Raw genomic sequence first — 17,550 nt, 5'->3', positions numbered from 1 at the left:
ATGCACACTGCCGTCATGACGCAGGCATCGCGGGAACCGCAGCTCGATGCGCTGATGACGTTCCTCGCTGCCGCCCGGCTGGGCCGCTACACCGCCGCGGCCGAGGTCCTCGGGGTGAACCATTCGACGGTGTCGCGGCGGATCGCCTCGCTGGAGGAGGCGATGGGCGGGCGGGTGCTGGTCCGCACCCCGGCGGGCTGGGAGACGACCGCGCTCGGACGGCGAGCGCTGGCGGTCGCCGAGCGGATCGAGGCCTCCGTCCGTCAGCTCGCCGATGACGGCCCCGAGGGCGCCGCGGCGATTCACGGCGTGGTGCGCATCGCCGCCCCCGAGGCGTTCACCTCGGCATTCCTCGTCCCCGCGATGGCGGCGCTGCAGGCGCGGCATCCCGCTCTGGCCGTCGAGATCATCACCGCCACGCAGCGGGCCCGGCAGAACCGCTCGGGCGTCGACCTCGAGATCGTCGTCGGCCGGCCGCAGGTGCATCGGGCGTTCGCGACGCCGATCAGCTCCTACGCCCTGGTGCTCTACGCGACACCGGCCTACCTCGAGCGCGCCGGCGCGCCGACGTCCGTCGCCGAGCTGGCCCGGCATCCCCTCATCTACTACGTCGAGTCCGCGCTGCAGGTCGATGAGCTGGACCGCGCCGTGCAGCCGCTGCCCGCGTCGCCCGCATCGATCCGGTCGACCAGCGTCTTCGCGCACGTCGAGGCCGCCGCCGCGAGTGCGGGCATCGGGCTGCTTCCCGATTTTCTCGGGGATGCCGATGCCCGCCTCGTGCGCGTGCTCGACGGGGTCTACTCGCACCCGCTCGCCTACTGGGCCGTGACTCGCGACGAGGGACCGCGCAATCCCGTCGTCGCCGAGGCGCTCGGCGCGATCCGCGAGCAGATCGCGCCGGCCTGAACCCCGCCTAGAGCACCGGCGGGGTGTGCCAGATCCGCTCGATGTAGTCGCGGATGGAGCGGTCGGACGAGAAGAAGCCGCTGCGTGCGACGTTGAGGATGGCCGAGCGCGTCCACGCGTCCTGGTCGGCGTAGGCCTCGTCGACTTTCTCCTGGGCCGCGATGTACGACGAGTAGTCCGCGAGCACCATGAAGCGGTCGTCGTACAGCAGGTTCGACACGATCGGCTCGAAGACGGAGCGGTCACCGCCCGAGAAGGCTCCCGAGGCGATGAGGTCCATGGCGCTGCGGAGGCTGGGGTCGGACTGGTAGTACTCCGCCGGCTGGTAGCCCTTCGCCCACAGCTCCTCGACCTCGGGCTCCGACATCCCGAACAGGAAGAAGTTGTCGTCGCCCACCAGCTGGCGGATCTCGACGTTGGCGCCGTCGTCCGTGCCGATCGTGAGGGCGCCGTTGAGCGCGAACTTCATGTTGCCCGTGCCCGACGCCTCTTTGCCGGCGAGCGAGATCTGCTCGGACAGGTCGGCCGCGGGGATCACGCGCTCGGCGAGCGTGACGTTGTAGTTCGGCGGGAACAGCACCTTGAGGCGTCCCTCGACGAGCGGGTCGTTGTTGACGACCTCCCCCACGGCGTTCACGAGGTGGATGATCCGCTTGGCCATCGTGTAGCCGGGCGCCGCCTTCGCGCCGAAGATGAAAGTGCGCGGAACGATGTCGGACGCCTTGACGGCACCGGAGGCGATCCGGTCGTACTCGGTCACGATGTGCAGCACCTTGAGCATCTGCCGCTTGTACTCGTGGAGCCGCTTGACCATCACGTCGAGCATGTGGTCCTCGCCTACGTCGAGCCCGTCGCGCTCGCGCAGGACCCCCGCGAGCCGGCGCTTGTTGCCCGCCTTCACGGCGGCGAACTGCTCGCGGAACTCGGGGTCGGCGGCGAAGGCCTCGAGGCCTCGCAGCCGCTCGAGGTCGACGGTCCAGCCTGCGCCGAGCGCCTCGGTGATGAGCTCCGCGAGCGACGGGTTGGCGAGGCGGATGAAGCGCCGCGGGGTGACGCCGTTGGTGACGTTGGTGAACTTGCCCGGGAAGAACTCGTCGAACTCGTGCAGCACCTTGTCGCGCAGCAGCTGGGAGTGGAGCTCAGCAACGCCGTTGACCTTGGAGCCCGCGACCGTCGCCAGATACGCCATGCGCACCGAGCGGTACGGGTGCTCGCCGATGATCGACATCGCGCGGATGCGCAGCTCGTCGTCGCCGAAGCGCTCGCGCACGGCGAGGAGGAACTCGTCGTTGATGCGGTAGATGATCTCGAGGTGGCGCGGAAGCAGGCGCCCGAGCAGGTCGACCGACCACACTTCGAGCGCTTCGGGAAGAAGCGTGTGGCACGTGTACGCGAAGCACTGCTGCGTGATCGCCCACGCGGCATCCCACTCCATCTTGCGCTCGTCGACCAGCACGCGCATGAGCTCGGGCACCGCGATGACCGGGTGCGTGTCGTTGAGCTGGAAGATCACGCGGTCCGGCAGCTTCGTGAGGTCGAAGCCGTCCGGGAGCACGTTGTCGAGGAAGTCGGCGATCGACGCCGCGACGAAGAAGTACTGCTGCTGCAGGCGCAGCTCCTTGCCCTGCGGCGTCGAGTCCTCGGGGTAGAGCACCTTCGAGATGTTCTCGGCGAACGTCTGGGCGCGGACGGCTTCTTCGTAGTCCCCCGAGTTGAAGATGCGCAGGTCGAAGGCATCCGTCGCCACGGCACGCCAGAGACGCAAGGTGTTGACGCGGCCGTTGTGGTAGCCGGGGACCATGTAGTTGCACGGGACGGCCTGGACGTTCCACGCCGGGATCCAGCGCGAGCGCTCGACGCCGTCGTCGTCCTGATAGGTCTCGGTGCTGCCGCCGAACGAGATCAGCTGCGCAGCCTCGGGGTGCGGGAACTCCCACGGCGAACCGAGCGACAGCCACGCGTCGGGCTGCTCGACCTGCTGGCCGTCGACGAACGTCTGGCGGAAGATGCCGAATTCGTACCGGATGCCGTAGCCGATGCTCGGGACGCTCATGGTCGCGAGCGAGTCGATGAAGCAGGCCGCGAGGCGTCCGAGGCCGCCATTGCCGAGACCGGGCTCGACCTCGGCCTGACGGAGGACCTCGATGTCGATTCCGCACTCGGCGAGCGCCTCGGTGGCGATGTCAGTCAGCCGCGAGGCCAGGAGGTTGTTGTCGAGCTGGCGACCCAGCAGGTACTCGGCCGACAGGTAGCACACGCCCTTGGCCTGCAGTTCGGTCTGGCGGCGCTGATCGTCGAGCCAGCGCGCCATGAGGTAGTCGCGCACCGCGCTGGCGAGCGCCAGGTACTGGTCGTTGACCGAGGAGTTCGACAGCGAGACGCCCTGGTCGTAGTTGAGGTTGTGGAGGAACTGACGCACGAAGCCGTCCACCGTCGCGGGCGGCGGTGTGACCGGGGCGAGGGCAAGAGGATGCGTCTTGCCGATCGACTGCGTGGTGGCGAGGGAATCCTGGTCTGAAGGCACGGTGCCACGCTAATCGACAACGTGGGGCGATCGCGCCGGAGGAGAGGCTCCGTGCAGAGAGTTTGCACGGTGGTAACACGCGCGGTGCGAGCGGAGGCAGCGCGCCCGGCGTGCGAACGGGCGTCTAGGGTCGATGTGTGAAGCCGTTCGTCCTCCTCGCCACGCGCGCCGAAGATGGTCCCGCCGACGAGGAGTACGCGCTCTTCCTGCGCATGTCGGGCCTCTCGGAGCGCGACCTGGTGCGTGTGCGCCTCGAGGCGGGCCCCATGCCGTCGCTGGATCTCGACGAGCTGTCGGGCATCTTCGTGGGCGGCGGGCCGTTCAACGCGTCGGACCCCCCTGAGAAGAAGTCGGCGGTGCAGCAGCGCGTCGAGGCGGAGTTCGCCGCCTTGCTGACTGACGTCGTCGCGCGCGACTTCCCCTTCCTCGGCGCCTGCTACGGCGTCGGCACTGTGGGGGCGTTCCTCGGTGCGACGATCGATCGCAGCTACAGCGAGCCCATCAGCGTCGTGCCGGTGTCGCTCACCGAGTCCGGTCTCGACGATGCGCTGCTGGCCGGGATGCCGGAGCGGTTCGAGGCATTCGTCGGCCACAAGGAGGCGATCAGTTCGCTGCCGGCATCCGCTGTCCTGCTCGCCTCATCGCCCGATTGCCCGGTGCAGATGTTCCGGGTGGGCGAGAACGTCTATGCGACGCAGTTTCACCCCGAACTGGATGTCGACGGCATCACGACCCGCATCCACGCGTACGCCGACCACGGCTACTTCGCCGCCCACGAGCTCGAGCTGACGCTCGCAGCCGTGCATCGCGCGCCCGTGTCGCACCCGAGCCGGATCCTCCGGACGTTCGTGGAGCGCTACGCGCGCTGAGGCTCACTCCTCGTCCAAGCGGCCGACGACCGCGTAGGCCACCGGCGCCGCGCCTGTCGGGGGTTCGTCGAACGGCAGGTCGAAGTCGACGAACACGATCGCGCCGGCGAGGGCCGGGCCCTGGTCGCGGGTGAGGCCGGTCTTCACTCCCCCGAACGTGACCGTGACGGATGCCGGCAGCACGACACCGTCGGTGGTGGTGCCGACGTCGGGGTGAAGGCCGCTCGGAAGGTCGACGGCGATGACCCGCGCTCTGCCTTCGCGAACGGTGGGCAGCAGCGCCTCGACGGCGGCGCGGGCTCCGCCGCGCAGTGCCGGATCTTTGGACGTGCCGATGCCGAGGATGCCGTCGACGATCAGGTCGTACGGGATGGTGAGGGCTTCGTCGAGTGAGACGCGCCGAGCGCCGGCCGCCTCGGCTGTGGCGAGCGCCTGAGCGTGGGCGGACTCGCTCGTCAGCAGGATGTCGATGTGCAGGTCGTCGGCCGCGATGCCGCGCCTGGCCGTCCATTGCAGGAGGGCGGCTGCCGCATAGAGCGCGTCGCCGCCGTTGTCACCGCGCCCGGCGAGGATGAGGATGCTGCCGGCGAGCGGTGCGGTCGCGGCCCCGTCGCGGGGAAGGTCTTTGAGTCTCGCGGTCACTCCCGGGTCGATGAGCTCGTCGGCGATCACGGACGCGAGCAGCGTCGCGGCCCACAGCATGAGCGGGACGCCTTGGTCGAGCAGCGGCCGCTCCGCCCGGCGGACCTGGTCGGCCGTGTAGATCGGCACCCACTCGTCTCGGCCGTTCACGTGCCCGCGCGCTCCGTGCCCGCCCGCTGCCTGCCGGCGCGCTCCTTCTCGAGATCCTCACGCGCCTTCGCGAGCTCTTGTGTGGCGGTCCGGACTGCGTTCTCGGCCTTGCGCACTCGGCGGAGGCCGAAACTCGTGGCGCCGAAGCGGGCGCGCACCCGGTCACGGTCTTCGGCCACGCCGATGAGGATCCAGGTCGAGGCGATCAGCACGACCTGCGAGGCCAGGTTGAACCACAGCAGAAGAGCGATGAGCGCCGCGAATGAGGCGAGGAGCGGGTTCGCCGATGCGCCGCGGACGAAGAGGCCCGAGAGCTGCTGGAGCACGGTCAGTCCGATCGCCCCGATGAGGGCGCCGCTGACCAGGGTGCGGAACCTCGCCTTGACCCCGCTGAGCGACACGAACAGCAGAATGACGAGCACGCCGTCGAGGAGGAACACGACCCCGAGGGTCACCGTCCACGTCGCGACGTCGGCGATGACCCCCTGCTCGAGCCCGATCCATTGCCGCACCCTGTCGATGACCGCGGTGCTGGCGAACGTCACGGCCGCCGAGACGAGGAAGCCCAACCCGATGACGACCGCGAGCAGGACGTTCCGCAGGATGACCCACACCCAGAAGGAGTCGTCATGGAGCTCGCCGGCGAGGGTGCGCAGCGCGGCGCGCGTCGAGCCGATGGCGCCGATGGCACCGCCGAAGAGCGCGACGAGCGACGCGATCCCGGCGAGTGTGAGCCCCTGGGGTGCCGCGATCTCCGACACATCGACGATGCCGGTCGTCCCCTCCGTGGTGATCAGGCCCGGAATGGCGGCATCCACTGCACTGATGAGCGCCTGCATGGCCTGTGGGTTGTCGCTCAGCCAGAGCGTCGCGAACGAGAACCCGAGCAGCACTCCCGCGAACACCGAGAAGAGGGCCCGGTAGGTGATGCTGTCGGCGAGCATGAAGCCGCGTCGCTCGAGGTAGTGGAACCACACCCGCACGGGTTTGAGCGTCAGCGCCCATGCGGTGACGCGCTCGACGAGGTTCCTCTTGCGGGGAGCGGATGCCGCAGCCTCAACCATGCCGTCAGGGTATCTGCCGGGCGGCCGGGCATCCGTCGTCTTGCCTCGCTTATGATTCAAGCGGGGGCTTGGGGGCTCCCATTGGATTGGGGAGAAGCATGCGCGGACTGGCACAGACGCTCGTCCTGACGGGGGCCGTTCGCGCCGCCGAGATGTCGGCAGCGCTCGCGGAAGTCGGCGACGGGCCGGAGCTGGAGCAGCACCTCGTCAGTTCGCACCTGGCGACGTACGGTCAGGTCGCCGAGGCGGTCGCGCTGCACACCGGACATCGGTATGTCGAGCTTGCAAACCTCCCGCTGGATCCGAACGTCGTGGCACTGGTGCCCGGGACGATCTGCCGCAAGTACCAGCTGATCCCGATCGACAAGCGGCGGGATCGCCTTGTCGTGGGGACGCTCGATCCCAACGACATCGTGGCGCTGGACGACGTGGCGAGCGTGACGGACCTCTTCGTCGAGCCGGTCGTCGTCGCGCGCGATGCGCTGGAGCAGATGTTCGAGCGCTTCCTGCGCTCAGACGAGGAGCTCAGCGAGCTGTCGCTGGCGATCGAGGAGAACGCGGAATCCAGTTCGGAGTCGTTCACTGAGACGATCGATGATCAGGATGCCGATGCCCCCGTCGTACGGTTCGTGAACCTGCTGATCGCTCAGGCCATCAACGACCGGGCGAGCGACATCCACGTCGAGCCGGGTGAGAACCAGCTGACGGTGCGGTACCGGATCGACGGCKTGCTGCACGAGATGCAGAAGGCGGATCGGTCGATCCAGGACGGCATCATCTCGCGCCTGAAGATCATGAGCTCGATCGACATCGCTGAGAAGCGGCGCCCGCAGGACGGTCGCCTGTCGGTGAATCACGAGAGCCGCCAGGTGGACCTTCGCGTGGCGACGCTGCCGACGGTGTGGGGCGAGAAGATCGTGATGCGAATCCTCGACAACACGGGTCAGCGGATGGCGATGTCGGATCTGCTGATGTCGCCGCGCAACCTCGAGCGGTTCAACTCGGCGATCAAGCGCCCTCATGGCATGGTGCTCGCGACCGGTCCGACTGGTTCGGGCAAGTCGACGACTCTGTACACGGCGCTGCGTGCGGTGGCGAACTCGACGATCAACGTCATCACCGTCGAGGATCCGGTCGAGTACCGCATCGGCGGGATCAACCAGGTGCAGGTCAACAACAAGGCCGGCCTGACGTTCAGCAACGCGCTGCGGTCGATCCTGCGAAGCGACCCGGATGTCGTGCTCGTCGGTGAGATCCGTGACAACGAGACCGCCATCATCTCGATCGAGGCGGCGCTGACGGGTCACCTCGTGCTCTCGACGCTGCACACGAACGACGCGCCGAGCGCGCTGACGCGACTGACGGAGATCGGCGCCGAGCCGTTCCTCGTGGCCACGGCGCTCGAGGCGATCGTCGCTCAGCGTCTGGCGCGGCGGCTGTGCCAGAAGTGCCGCGTGCCGTTCGTGGAGCCGACCGAGGTGCTGACCGCGCTGGGCTTCGCGCACGATCCGTCGGATCCGCCGCAGATCTTCCGCGCCGGCGGATGCCCGGCCTGCTCGGGCACCGGGTACCGCGGCCGTGTCGCCCTCCACGAGGTGATGACGGTGACGGAAGAGATCGAGCAGCTCGTCGTGACACGCGCGACCGGTGGAGATATGCGCCAGGTCGCGCTCGAGCAGGGCATGGTGTCACTGCGCGAGGACGGGTTCGGCAAGGTGGCGCAGGGCATGACGACGATCGAAGAGGTGCTGCGGGTTTCGGTCTGACTAGGCTCTTTTCGAGTTCCTGCGGGGACCCCTGCGCGGATCATCCTCCGACCGCGCTTACCCTCGCTCGCCTTCGGCGGGCTCCCGCCAGTCCCGAGCCCGCGCGCTCTGCGGATGATCCGCTCCGCTGACATCGCGGGGAGACTTCGGGTCGGTCGACCGCACGTGGCGGTTCGGTTGCTTTCGTGGGCGTGGGACGGCTGTGCGGATCATCCTCTGACCGCCCTTACCCTCGCTCGCCTTCGGCGGGCTCCCGCCGGTCCCGAGCCCGAGCGCTCTGCGGATGATCCGCTCCGCTCGCGTGCGCGGACCCCCGGGGCGGCAGACCTGCGATCGAGGTCCGGGACGTCAGGGAGTGGCGTGCGCGTCGGCGCGGGCTCTCGACGTACCGGTGAGTCGGGATGGCGCGCCGGCCGAAGCCGCCGGCCCCTTGGGCAGATGCAGTCAGAAGGGTGCGTCGGMGGAGTCCGCCGGCTCGTATGCGACGGGGCGGAAGATCGGGACCCGGCGCTCGGGCTGCACGATGTAGCGGCGGCCGGTGGGTGAGATCCACTCGAGCGCTCCCCCGTCGAGCTGGGTGACCGTCCAGCGACCGTGGTGCTTCACACCGTGATGGCCCACGCACAGCGGCGCCACGTTCTGCAGCGAGGTATGCCCTCCGTGTTCCCAGGCGATCGAATGATCGATCTCGCATCGGGAAGCGGGGATCCCGCAGCCGGGCGCCATGCAGGTGTCGGCGCGCCACCGGGCCAGTTTTCGGAGCGCCGAGGGCGGCCGGTACCGGTCGCGGCCCACGGAGAGCACCATGCCGGTCTCGGGGTGAGTCAGGATCCGCATGAAGGAATCGGCTGTGCCGCAGAGCTCCCGTGCCCGCTCGATCGGAATCGGGCCGAGGCCCTCGACGACAGCCGGTTCGATGGCCGCGTGGCGGTCGTCGAGCAGCGACAGCACCGGGACAGTCACCGCGACGGTCGCGCGGATACCCCGAGCCTCCTTCGGGTGCAGCTGCGTGCCTCCGTCGATGAGCAGGTCAGTGAGCACGTCGGCACGGAGCTGATCGAGGGTGCGGGTCTCGGACGGGTCCGCGGCGATCACCTTCGCTCTCGCGGTCATCAGACCGTGGATCGCGTGCACCTCCACCGCGGGGGCGAGTGTCATCAGCCACGCCATGTTGTCGTCGGCGGGCACCACCACGATCCGCCGGCTCAGTGCGGCACGCTCGAAGCGCTCGGTGAGGGTCTCCGCACGCGCGGTGTCGACGAGCTTGCGCAGCGCGCGCCGGAAGGTTCCCACCGACTCAGCCTCTGCAAGCGCGATCGCACGGGTGAGCACGGGTTCCCGGAGGGACGGCTCGACCTGATCGACGGCTTCGACAAGGAGCGCCGCGTGGCGCTCCGTCATCCGGGCGCGAAGAAGCGACTCGAGAACATCCGGGTAGCGGTGCACGAGCGCCTCGGCCAGGGAGATCATCTGGCCCGCGGCGTGCTCGGTCATGCGCAGCGCGGCTGCGAGTTCGAGTCGCACCGAACGCTCGAGCACATCCGTCAGCGCACGGCCATGCGTCTCGGCATCGCGCAGCGCTTCGCGGCGCATGGCGTCCACCTGAACGAGCTGCTGCGCCGCGATGCTCGCCCGCATGTCGGCGATCTCGAGGACGAGATCGAGGGCGTCGGGATCGTAGGGAATGCGGTCGACGTCGGCGATGTCCAGCGTGTCGACTTCGGAGGGCTCGGGGTCCTCGGCAGGCGGCTCATCGTCGGCCCAGCCTGTGCCGCTCGCCTCGAATGCCATGGTGCAAGACTAGAACGTACCTACGACATTGACCTCGGGGGCGATCGCGCCGACCCGCAGGAGGAAAGCGGCGAGCCGCTTCATCGCCGTGCCGCGCGCGCCCACTAGCCTCGCTGACTCAGCGGGCGCTACACCGGCGAACATCGAAAGATGCAGCCAGAAGTCCATCCGCGCAATCACGTTTCCGCCTTCCCAGAGGCGATCCCGCAGTCCCTAGCCTTGCTTACTGATCTCTCCGTACAGCGTGAAGATCGGCAGGTAGAGCGAAATGACCATCGAGCCGATGAGGATGCCGAGCCCGACAATGAGCAGAGGCTCAATAGTCGCGGAGAGCTGCGACGTCGCCGTCTCGACATCGTCCTCGTAATAATCGGCGATGCTCGCGAGCATCTCGGAGAGCGTTCCCGATTCCTCACCGACCGCGACCATCTGGGCCACCATCGCAGGGAAGACCTTCGCCTTCGACAGCGGAGCGGAGAATGAGCGCCCCTGCCGCACGGACTCCTGAACGTCGTGAATGGCCCGCTCGACCGCCCAGTTGTTCGAGGCCTGCGCGACGATCGCGAGGGCCTGGATGATCGGCACGCCCGCATCGAGCATCATCGAGAGGTTGCGGCTGAAGCGCGCGACCGCCATCTTCGTGAAGAGCTTGCCGAACACGGGCATCTTCAGCTTGAACGGATCGACGACCTTGCGGACGCTCTCCTTGTTCTTGCTGCGCAGCCACCAGATCGCGACCGCCGCGACCGACACGATGAGCAGCGGCAGGATCCACCACATGTTGCGCGAGATGTTCACGAGAATCTGTGTCGGTAACGGCAGCGAGGAACCCAGCCCGGCGAACATGCTCTCGAATACGGGAACGACGAACGTCACCATCGCGAGCACGCCGAGGACTGCGATGATGAGCACGATCGTCGGGTACGTCACCGCAGCGCGGATCTTGTTCTGGAGCTCCGCCTCTTTCTGGTAGTTCTCGGCAAGCGAGTGCATCGCCCGCGCGAGGAAGCCACCCGTCTCACCGACACGCACGATGCTGATGAAGAGCGGCGGGAAGATCTCGGGATGCCGCCCCAGCGCGTTCGAGAACGATTGGCCGGCCTCGATATCAGCGTGCAYCGCGACGAGCGCAGGTTGCAGCTTCTTGTCCTCCGTCTGCTCGATGAGGATCGCGAGCGTCCGCATGAGCGGTAGCCCTGCCTTGAGCAGGCCCGACATCTGGCGGGTGAAGATCGCGAGTGACTTGGCCTTGACGGTCCCGCCGAAGCCTGGGAGCCTGATCTCTCGATTGAGACCCGTCTTAGACACCACGGTGATGTCGAGGGGCGTCAGACCCTGCCCACGGAGCTTGCCCGTCACAGCGGATTCGCTCGCCGCCTCCATCGACCCCTTGACGATGGCGCCACCGCGCGGGTCGATCGCACGGTATGTGAACTCTTGCACCATTGCCACGTCAGATCCCCCGGATCATGTGCTCGGACGCGTGGACGGACCACGCCTCGGCATCGAGGTCGCGCGGACGCACGTGCACGCCGTCGAGATACGCCGGGTCGACCGCGAACTGACGCGCCACCTGCGGCGCGATGGCACCCTCTTCGACGAGTCGGCGCAGGTCCTGGTCGAGCGTGTGCATGCCGACCTCAGCACCCGCCTGCATCGCGGTGTAGAGCTGCGCGACCTGGCCCTCACGGATGAGGTTGGCGACAGCGGGGGTGTTGATCAGCACCTCGGTCGCGATGGTGCGCCCGCTCGTCTGCGAGAGCGGYAGCAGCGTCTGGCTGATGATGCCCTGCAGGGTGTCGCCGAGCTGCGTGCGGATCTGATGCTGCTGATCGCTCGGAAAGACGTCGACGATGCGGTTGACGGACTTCGCTGCGCCCTGCGTGTGCAGGGTCGAGAGCACGAGGTGACCCGTCTCGGCAGCTGACAGGGCGGCCCGAATCGACTCCGGGTCGCGGAGTTCGCCGATGAGAATGACGTCGGGGTCCTGTCGGAGAATCCGACGCAGCGCTTCGGCGAACGATGCCGTGTCGGCGCCGATCTCGCGCTGATGGATGAGTGCCCGCTTGCTCTGGTGGTGGAACTCGATCGGATCCTCGATCGTGATGACGTGCGCCGGCAGGGTGTTGTTGATGATGTCGACCATCGCCGTCAGCGTCGTCGACTTGCCCGACCCCGTGGGCCCTGTCAGCAGCACGAGTCCGCGCGGCTTCAGCGCCAGGTTATAGGCGATCGCCGGCGCGCCGAGCTCTTCGAGGGTGAAGACCCGCTCGGGGATGAAGCGCAGCGCCACGGCGATCGAGCCGAGCTGACGGAACACGTTGACGCGGAACCGGCCGAGCTCTTCGGACGCGTGCGCGAGGTCGACCTCGTGGCGCTCTTCGAACTCGTCACGCTGTCCCGGACCCATGAGACCGAAGGCGGCCGACTCGACCCACAGTGCGGAAAGGGGATCGGTGTAGCCCGGGATACCGACGAGGTCCCCGTCGGAACGCATAAGAGGGGCGGCATCCGCGGTCAGATGGACATCGGATGCGTCGTACCGCGCGGCAACCGCGAGCAGTCCGTCTAGTGCCGAAGTACTCATGTCAGCCTTCCTCGGTGAGCACGAAGGTCAGCCCCGTGACCGCCACGTCGAAACCCGTTCCGGTCTGCGTCACCGTGGTCTGCACCTGCCCGAGCAGCCGAGGTCCGGCTCGCAGGGCGTCGAGAAAGGCTGTCACCTGATCCAGGTCGCTCGCCGTCACGGCGATGGCGAAGTCGACCTGCGTGCGGCCGGTCGATAGCGGGGCTGAATCCGCGGGGGCAGCGGTATCCGTGTTCGCGGCACCCGCGGTGGCGTCCGTCGGCGTGGCGTCCGCCGTCGGCGCCGCCGGCTGCTCCGCACCGCCCGCGACCTCGTCAATCGCCGTTGCGGAGGTCCGCTCAACGAAAGCCACTGGGTCGCCTGCCGTCACGGAGGTTATCGTGACCCCCGCCGTCTCCGCCGCCGTAGCGATCACCTCGAACACATCGTCGAGCTGGTTCTGCGGCGTGATCTGCGTCTGAAGGTCGACGACCGACGCCTGAGTCTCGCCGAGGCGGTCCTCCTCTTCACCGAGCGTGTCGATCTGCGCTTGAAAAGAGGCATTCGTGCTGACGACGGCCGCGGTCTGACCGAAGACCTCGAGTGCCTGGAAGCCGAGCGGCATCGCGACCAGCAGGATGCCGAGCGCGAGGACGCCCAGTGTGGCGAGGACACCGAGGACGTTGATGATCGAGCGGGACATCACTCGCCTCCTTCCGCCAGGTCGTACTCACCGGAGTAGATCGACTGATCGAACACGATGTCGAGTTGGTAGCTGTACGTGCCGACATTTTGCGAACCGGTCAGCAATGAGCGACCGTCGACGGAATCGACCGCCGCGACCCCGCGCAGCTGACGAATTGTGGCGGGCAAGTCGATCGGGTTGGGGCTCTCGAGGGTCATCGTGCCTGTGAGCCCGACCTCGGTCGTCGGGTCGTCCGCCTGCGGGATACCGCCCGCAGTGAGATCGAATCCCGTGAGCCGCACATCGGCCGGCAGTGCGCTAGCCACAGCCGCCACCACCGGCGCCCACGCGAAGTCCGCCCCCATCGCATCGGCGCGGAACTCGGTGAGCTCGCGTTCCGTCGCAAGAGCGCTGCTGACCGGCGAGAGGCTCGAAAGCTCGCTGAGGAGGACATTGGTCTCAGCTTGCTCTGCGACGAGTGCCTGGTCAGCCGCGAACTTGAGCGCGAAGGCGCCTGCGATGACGAGGGCCGCCACAAGCATCGCCGCCAGAACGATCCATGCCCAGACACGTACGAGCGATCCTCGCCTGCGCCGCTCAATCTCGAGCGGCGGCATGAGATTGACGCGGGGAACACCGGCGAGCGGGAACGCGGGAGCTGTGCTCGACATCAGTTCGCCTCTCCGAGCAGGATTCCGAGGGTGCTCACGCCGTTGAAGGCGAGTTCATCCGACAGGGAGACGCCTGTTTTGATCTTGACGACGTCGGATACCTGCACCGGACGGATTGGAATGTCGAAAGCCTTCGCGAGCGCGTCTGCGACGCCGTGGGCGAGATAGCCCCCACCGCTCACGCACGCCGTCGTGATGCGCGGGGAGTGCTCCCGACCGGCGAAGAACGAGATCGTGCTGCGGATGCGAGTGATGAGGTCGCCGATGGCGGGATCGACCGCGCCGCCCGTGCGGATGTTCGCACGGGTGCGCGTGATGCTCGACGGCATCGGCGGAACGGTCTCGTACGCGAGCTCCTCGACCGCGACTTCGGATGCGGCGAGAAGCGCCTCATCGCTTCGCCGCGTGGCAGCCGTCGGCACATCAACGGGGATCATCCGGACGAAGTGGGGGATGCCGTCGGTCACGATGACGACATGTGTGGTGTGGTCGCCGATATGGATCATCGCGACGGTGTCGCCCGGCACGGCGATGCGCTTCGCGACCCGCGCGAGTCCGAAGGGCACGAGGTCCACGGCCTGCGTGGTGAGCTTCGCACGGTTGGTGGTCTCGACGAGCTGCTCGATCGTTTCGGCCACGGCAGCGACGAGCAGCCCTGAGAGCTGATCACCCTCTTGCCCGAGGGGATAGAAGTCGAGCACGGCTTGGTTCGCGGGCACGGGCAGCAGATCCTGCACCTGGTAAGGCAGCGCCTGCTTGAGCATCGCCGGCGCCATCGCCTGGGTCGTGTACTCGCGCACCAGGATGCGGCGGCTGCCGACTCCAAGCGTCACCTCTCGACCTTTGATGCCGGCCGTCGCCCACAGCTGCCGCACCGCCATCGCGACGACGTCGCGGTCGATCACCTCGGAGTCGCGCGCGGCCTCCTTCGGAAGCGCTACTTCTCCCGCCGCGAGGAGCACCGGCGTTCGCCCGCGCTTCACCTCGACGGCGCGCACGCACTCTTCTGTGATCTCGAGCCCGACCAAGGTCGATGCCATGTCGTATCCCTCCCCCGCCTGCTCAGACCGCGAGCAGACTCATATACCAGGCGCCGAGCGCCTGCCCAAAAACAATGCCCACCCAGGCGCCCGCGATCATCCACGGGCCGAAGGGGATCGCTGTGCGGCGGCGGGCTCTCTTCGCAGCGATCAGCGCGAGACCGAAGATTCCGCCCAGCACGAAGGCCGCAAATGCTCCGACGGCGAGTGCGCCCCAGCCGAGCCAGCCGAGGTAGATTCCGACGATCCCCGCGAGCTTGACGTCACCCCCTCCCATGCCGTCCGGCCGCAAGAGGCGGATGACGAAGTAGAACCCGTAGAGGACCGCCATGCCGATGGCGGCGCCGAGCAGGTGGCTCCAGTCCACGCCGAGCACGCACGCGGTCGTGAAGAGCACAGCGGCAACCACATAACTCGGCAGCACGATTGCGTTTGGCAGCCGGTGCGTGTCGAGGTCGATGACCGTCAGCACGACGCTGATCGCGGCGAAGTAGAGGAACGCCACCAGCACGACAAGAGTCGCCGGGAGGGGCGTCGTGCTGGTGGCGAGTATGAGCCAGGCGACGAGCGCGAAGAGCGCGCCAGTGATCGCCTCGACGATGGGGTACCGACCCGAGATCGGCTGGCTGCATGATGCGCAGCGCCCGCGGAGCGCGAGCCACCCGAGCACGGGAACGTTGTGCCACGGCTTGATGGCGGCATCGCACCGCGGGCAGCGACTCTCGCGCATGAGGGACGCTCCTGCGGGCACCCGCACGGCCACGACATTGAGGAACGACCCGATGAGAAGGCCGAGTATGCCGGAGACAGCGACGACGAAGGGGATCACGAGAGGCATGCGCATTACTTCTCGGTCTGGTAGACGAGTTCGTCGAGACTGTAGACGAGGGTGGTGGAGTCGATGACGCTTCCGGGGCCCTTGATCGCACAACCGAGGTTGGGCAGCGCCGTGCCCCAACTCATCGGCTTGCACGTGTAGGACGAGCCCGAGTGGAAGTTGGTGGTGTCGTCCGCATAAAGCTGGCCCGAGAAGCTCGCAGTGACGGTTCCATTGAGTCCGCAGGGCGAGTAGATCATCACGTTGATGTTCGACGCGATCGATMCGGTCGTTCCGAAGCGGTCCTCGGTATTACGGGTTYCCGTACTTCCGCAGGTCGGCTTCGGGTCACCGGCGGCGTCCGTGTCGTCGCGGTTGCCGTCCGAGTGGACGAACATGAGCTGGTACCCCGTCGTCGTCGAGGTCGTCAAGCCTCCGAGCGTGACGTCCAGGAGCTGATCCTTGGGCGCGATGACCACAACATCGCGTGTAACAGGAACCGAACCGGTTAAGTCCAGCTTCACATCCTTGTTGCAGGAGCTGTAGTTCAGGACGAGCGGAGTCGTTCCGGCGCCGAGCAGCGGCTTCACGATAGCCGTCAGCGAATTCTCGTTCTGCAGGTCGCTGCAGCTCGTGGGCGTCGGCGTGCCCCAGCCCGAGMCTCCGTCGAGGTCGATCCATTTCGTCGCGGCCTTCAGCCAGTCGAGCGTCGGGTCGAACACCGGCAGCGCACCGGCGGCCGCTGTGACTGCTCCGGTGATCCAACCCGGCGACCCTGTGTCGGCAGCCACATCCACGATTGTGCCCGCGGCCCCGAGAGTGGATGTGACCGTGCCGCCGACGGTGGCGGTACCGACGCCTGTCTGATTCAGCTTGATCTGACCCTTCGCTGAGATCAACCCAGCAATGCTGGCCCCGCCGTTCGAGTCCAACGAGACCGTTCCGTTCGTGGTGACGTTTCCGGCACTGATCGTCCCGCGTGCCTTGACATGCCAGTCCTGCGAGGTGCTCGCGACGTTGCCGTTCGCGTAGATGTCGCCGTTGATGACACACCCCGTGCTGAGGGTGACGGTGCCGCTGAGCACGTAGAGGTCGCCGGTGAGCGTGCCGCCATTCGGACAGGTCCAGTTACCGTTGCGCAGCACAAGGTCGCCGGTATAGTGCGAGACGCTCTGCGAGACACTGCCCGAGAAGTAGGTGACGACACCACCCGGCACGTTCGAGTACGTGACCGCCCATGGATACACGGAGTCGATAGTGACGCTCGAGCCGTCCGGTCCCGTGCCCGTGGAACGAAGCACCACGTACTTCGTGGTGGCGGAAGGGCAGCCGACGGCGACGCCAGCGTCTGTCGCTGAGCTGGGCTGGGTTCCGGCAGTCGAATAGATGGTCGTGCTGTACATCGGGTTCGCTCCAGTGAGCGTTGTACTCGCGGGCGAGCAGCCGGCCTTGACCGCTGCTACAGCGACGTCTCGACCGGACTCCGCCGCGATGAACGCGTCCGTTCGGTCTTTGTTGCCGTCGTTCGAACGAATCGTGAAGATTACGGACGCCGCGATCGTCGAGGCCACGATGAAGCCGACGAACATCACCACGATTACAGTCACCAAAATCGCGCCGTTCTCATCGCCCGCGTGTGCGCGGAGACGCTGCCTCAGTTGAGCGATCACCAGCATCCACCATTCGTTAAAAGGAGCGCAGACCTCGGTATGACCGTGCCCGAGATGCGCACCGGCGCCGAGTCGGTGTCAAGGTCGAGTCGATAAGTGACGACACCGTCAACCGACTGGGAGAAGTACGGTGCGGAGTTCGTGGGGCTGATGGGCGGGGCCCATGCGGGCCACGTCGTCGGCAGCGTGGAGGAGTTCGCCGAGACGTTGACCGCGCCGCCGACGACCGCGAAGCCCTGGCACTTGAGGCCTCCGCCGAGCGAGGTCAGCACGCGCAACCGGCGGCCATCGGGGCTGACGTCGACGAAGCGCGCATTGCGGACGGAGCGCTCGATCATGGCGCCGACCAACTGTCCGCGGTTCGTCGATTGCGAGACGCTCAAGACTTC

The 17,550-nt window shown here is 67.4% G+C and carries 16 protein-coding genes; 3 read left to right on the top strand and 13 right to left on the bottom strand.

Going from position 1 to position 17,550, the window contains the following annotated elements; all coding sequences use genetic code 11:
* Positions 1-15 precede the first annotated feature (15 nt).
* Complete coding sequence (locus AC1DP3_RS14105) at positions 16-906, top strand: LysR family transcriptional regulator (protein ID WP_477294298.1); 891 nt, start codon at positions 16-18, stop codon at positions 904-906.
* Between the two features lie 7 nt (positions 907-913).
* Here AC1DP3_RS14105 and AC1DP3_RS14100 read toward each other — a convergent pair whose 3' ends face one another.
* Positions 914-3,391 (bottom strand): glycogen/starch/alpha-glucan phosphorylase, encoded by a 2,478-nt coding sequence (locus tag AC1DP3_RS14100; RefSeq protein WP_477294385.1) that lies wholly within the window; start codon positions 3,389-3,391, stop codon positions 914-916.
* A gap of 176 nt (positions 3,392-3,567) precedes the next feature.
* Here AC1DP3_RS14100 and AC1DP3_RS14095 point away from each other — a divergent pair, with 176 nt between their 5' ends.
* Positions 3,568-4,299 carry a glutamine amidotransferase gene (locus AC1DP3_RS14095; protein ID WP_477294297.1) on the top strand — a complete coding sequence of 244 codons (732 nt, stop codon included), beginning with the start codon at positions 3,568-3,570 and terminating at the stop codon, positions 4,297-4,299.
* A 3-nt stretch (positions 4,300-4,302) separates the two neighbouring features.
* Here AC1DP3_RS14095 and AC1DP3_RS14090 read toward each other — a convergent pair whose 3' ends face one another.
* Together AC1DP3_RS14090 and AC1DP3_RS14085 are read right to left on the bottom strand one after the other, a co-directional pair.
* Positions 4,303-5,091 carry an NAD(P)H-hydrate epimerase gene (locus AC1DP3_RS14090; protein WP_477294295.1) on the bottom strand — a complete coding sequence of 263 codons (789 nt, stop codon included), beginning with the start codon at positions 5,089-5,091 and terminating at the stop codon, positions 4,303-4,305.
* Complete coding sequence (locus AC1DP3_RS14085; RefSeq protein ID WP_477294293.1) at positions 5,088-6,155, bottom strand: YihY/virulence factor BrkB family protein; 1,068 nt, start codon at positions 6,153-6,155, stop codon at positions 5,088-5,090. Before AC1DP3_RS14085 ends, AC1DP3_RS14090 begins: the two co-directional genes overlap by 4 nt.
* A gap of 98 nt (positions 6,156-6,253) precedes the next feature.
* On the opposite strand from AC1DP3_RS14085, the gene AC1DP3_RS14080 reads away from it, so the two are divergent.
* Positions 6,254-7,921 (top strand): GspE/PulE family protein, encoded by a 1,668-nt coding sequence (locus tag AC1DP3_RS14080; RefSeq protein ID WP_477294291.1) that lies wholly within the window; start codon positions 6,254-6,256, stop codon positions 7,919-7,921.
* 444 nt (positions 7,922-8,365) lie between these two features.
* On the opposite strand, the gene AC1DP3_RS14075 is transcribed toward AC1DP3_RS14080, so the two are convergent.
* From AC1DP3_RS14075 to AC1DP3_RS14030, 10 genes are read right to left on the bottom strand one after another with little or no spacing between them, the layout of a single operon-like run.
* Positions 8,366-9,712 carry an HNH endonuclease signature motif containing protein gene (locus AC1DP3_RS14075; RefSeq protein WP_477294289.1) on the bottom strand — a complete coding sequence of 449 codons (1,347 nt, stop codon included), beginning with the start codon at positions 9,710-9,712 and terminating at the stop codon, positions 8,366-8,368.
* A 9-nt stretch (positions 9,713-9,721) separates the two neighbouring features.
* A complete protein-coding gene (locus tag AC1DP3_RS14070; protein WP_477294287.1) occupies positions 9,722-9,880 on the bottom strand; it encodes a hypothetical protein in 159 nt (52 codons plus the stop codon).
* A 45-nt stretch (positions 9,881-9,925) separates the two neighbouring features.
* Positions 9,926-11,158, bottom strand: a complete 1,233-nt coding sequence (locus tag AC1DP3_RS14065) for a type II secretion system F family protein (protein ID WP_477294383.1) — start codon at positions 11,156-11,158, stop codon at positions 9,926-9,928.
* A 7-nt stretch (positions 11,159-11,165) separates the two neighbouring features.
* The gene (locus AC1DP3_RS14060; protein WP_477294285.1) at positions 11,166-12,299 is read right to left on the bottom strand and encodes a type IV pilus twitching motility protein PilT; all 1,134 of its coding nucleotides are present in this window, start codon (positions 12,297-12,299) and stop codon (positions 11,166-11,168) included.
* Between the two features lies 1 nt (position 12,300).
* Positions 12,301-12,981: a hypothetical protein gene (locus AC1DP3_RS14055; RefSeq protein WP_477294283.1), complete on the bottom strand. Its 681-nt coding sequence runs from the start codon at positions 12,979-12,981 to the stop codon at positions 12,301-12,303.
* Positions 12,981-13,634 (bottom strand): hypothetical protein, encoded by a 654-nt coding sequence (locus AC1DP3_RS14050; RefSeq protein ID WP_477294281.1) that lies wholly within the window; start codon positions 13,632-13,634, stop codon positions 12,981-12,983. The genes AC1DP3_RS14055 and AC1DP3_RS14050 overlap by 1 nt, the downstream gene beginning before the upstream one ends.
* On the bottom strand, positions 13,634-14,674 hold the full coding sequence (pilM, locus tag AC1DP3_RS14045) for a pilus assembly protein PilM (protein ID WP_477294280.1): 1,041 nt from the start codon (positions 14,672-14,674) through the stop codon (positions 13,634-13,636). The genes AC1DP3_RS14050 and pilM overlap by 1 nt, the downstream gene beginning before the upstream one ends.
* Before the next feature lie 22 nt (positions 14,675-14,696).
* Positions 14,697-15,512 (bottom strand): prepilin peptidase, encoded by an 816-nt coding sequence (locus AC1DP3_RS14040; RefSeq protein ID WP_477294278.1) that lies wholly within the window; start codon positions 15,510-15,512, stop codon positions 14,697-14,699.
* Positions 15,513-15,517: 5 nt separating this feature from the next.
* Entirely contained in the window at positions 15,518-17,098 is a 1,581-nt protein-coding gene (locus tag AC1DP3_RS14035) for a bactofilin family protein (RefSeq protein WP_477294276.1), read from the bottom strand.
* Positions 17,099-17,157: 59 nt separating this feature from the next.
* The gene (locus AC1DP3_RS14030) at positions 17,158-17,544 is read right to left on the bottom strand and encodes a hypothetical protein (protein WP_477294275.1); all 387 of its coding nucleotides are present in this window, start codon (positions 17,542-17,544) and stop codon (positions 17,158-17,160) included.
* Positions 17,545-17,550 lie beyond the last annotated feature (6 nt).

This window comes from Microbacterium sp. P5_B6 (genome assembly GCF_056400345.1).
The sequence above is the reverse complement of the archived record's forward strand: the minus strand, read 5'-3'. Positions and strand labels throughout refer to the sequence as shown.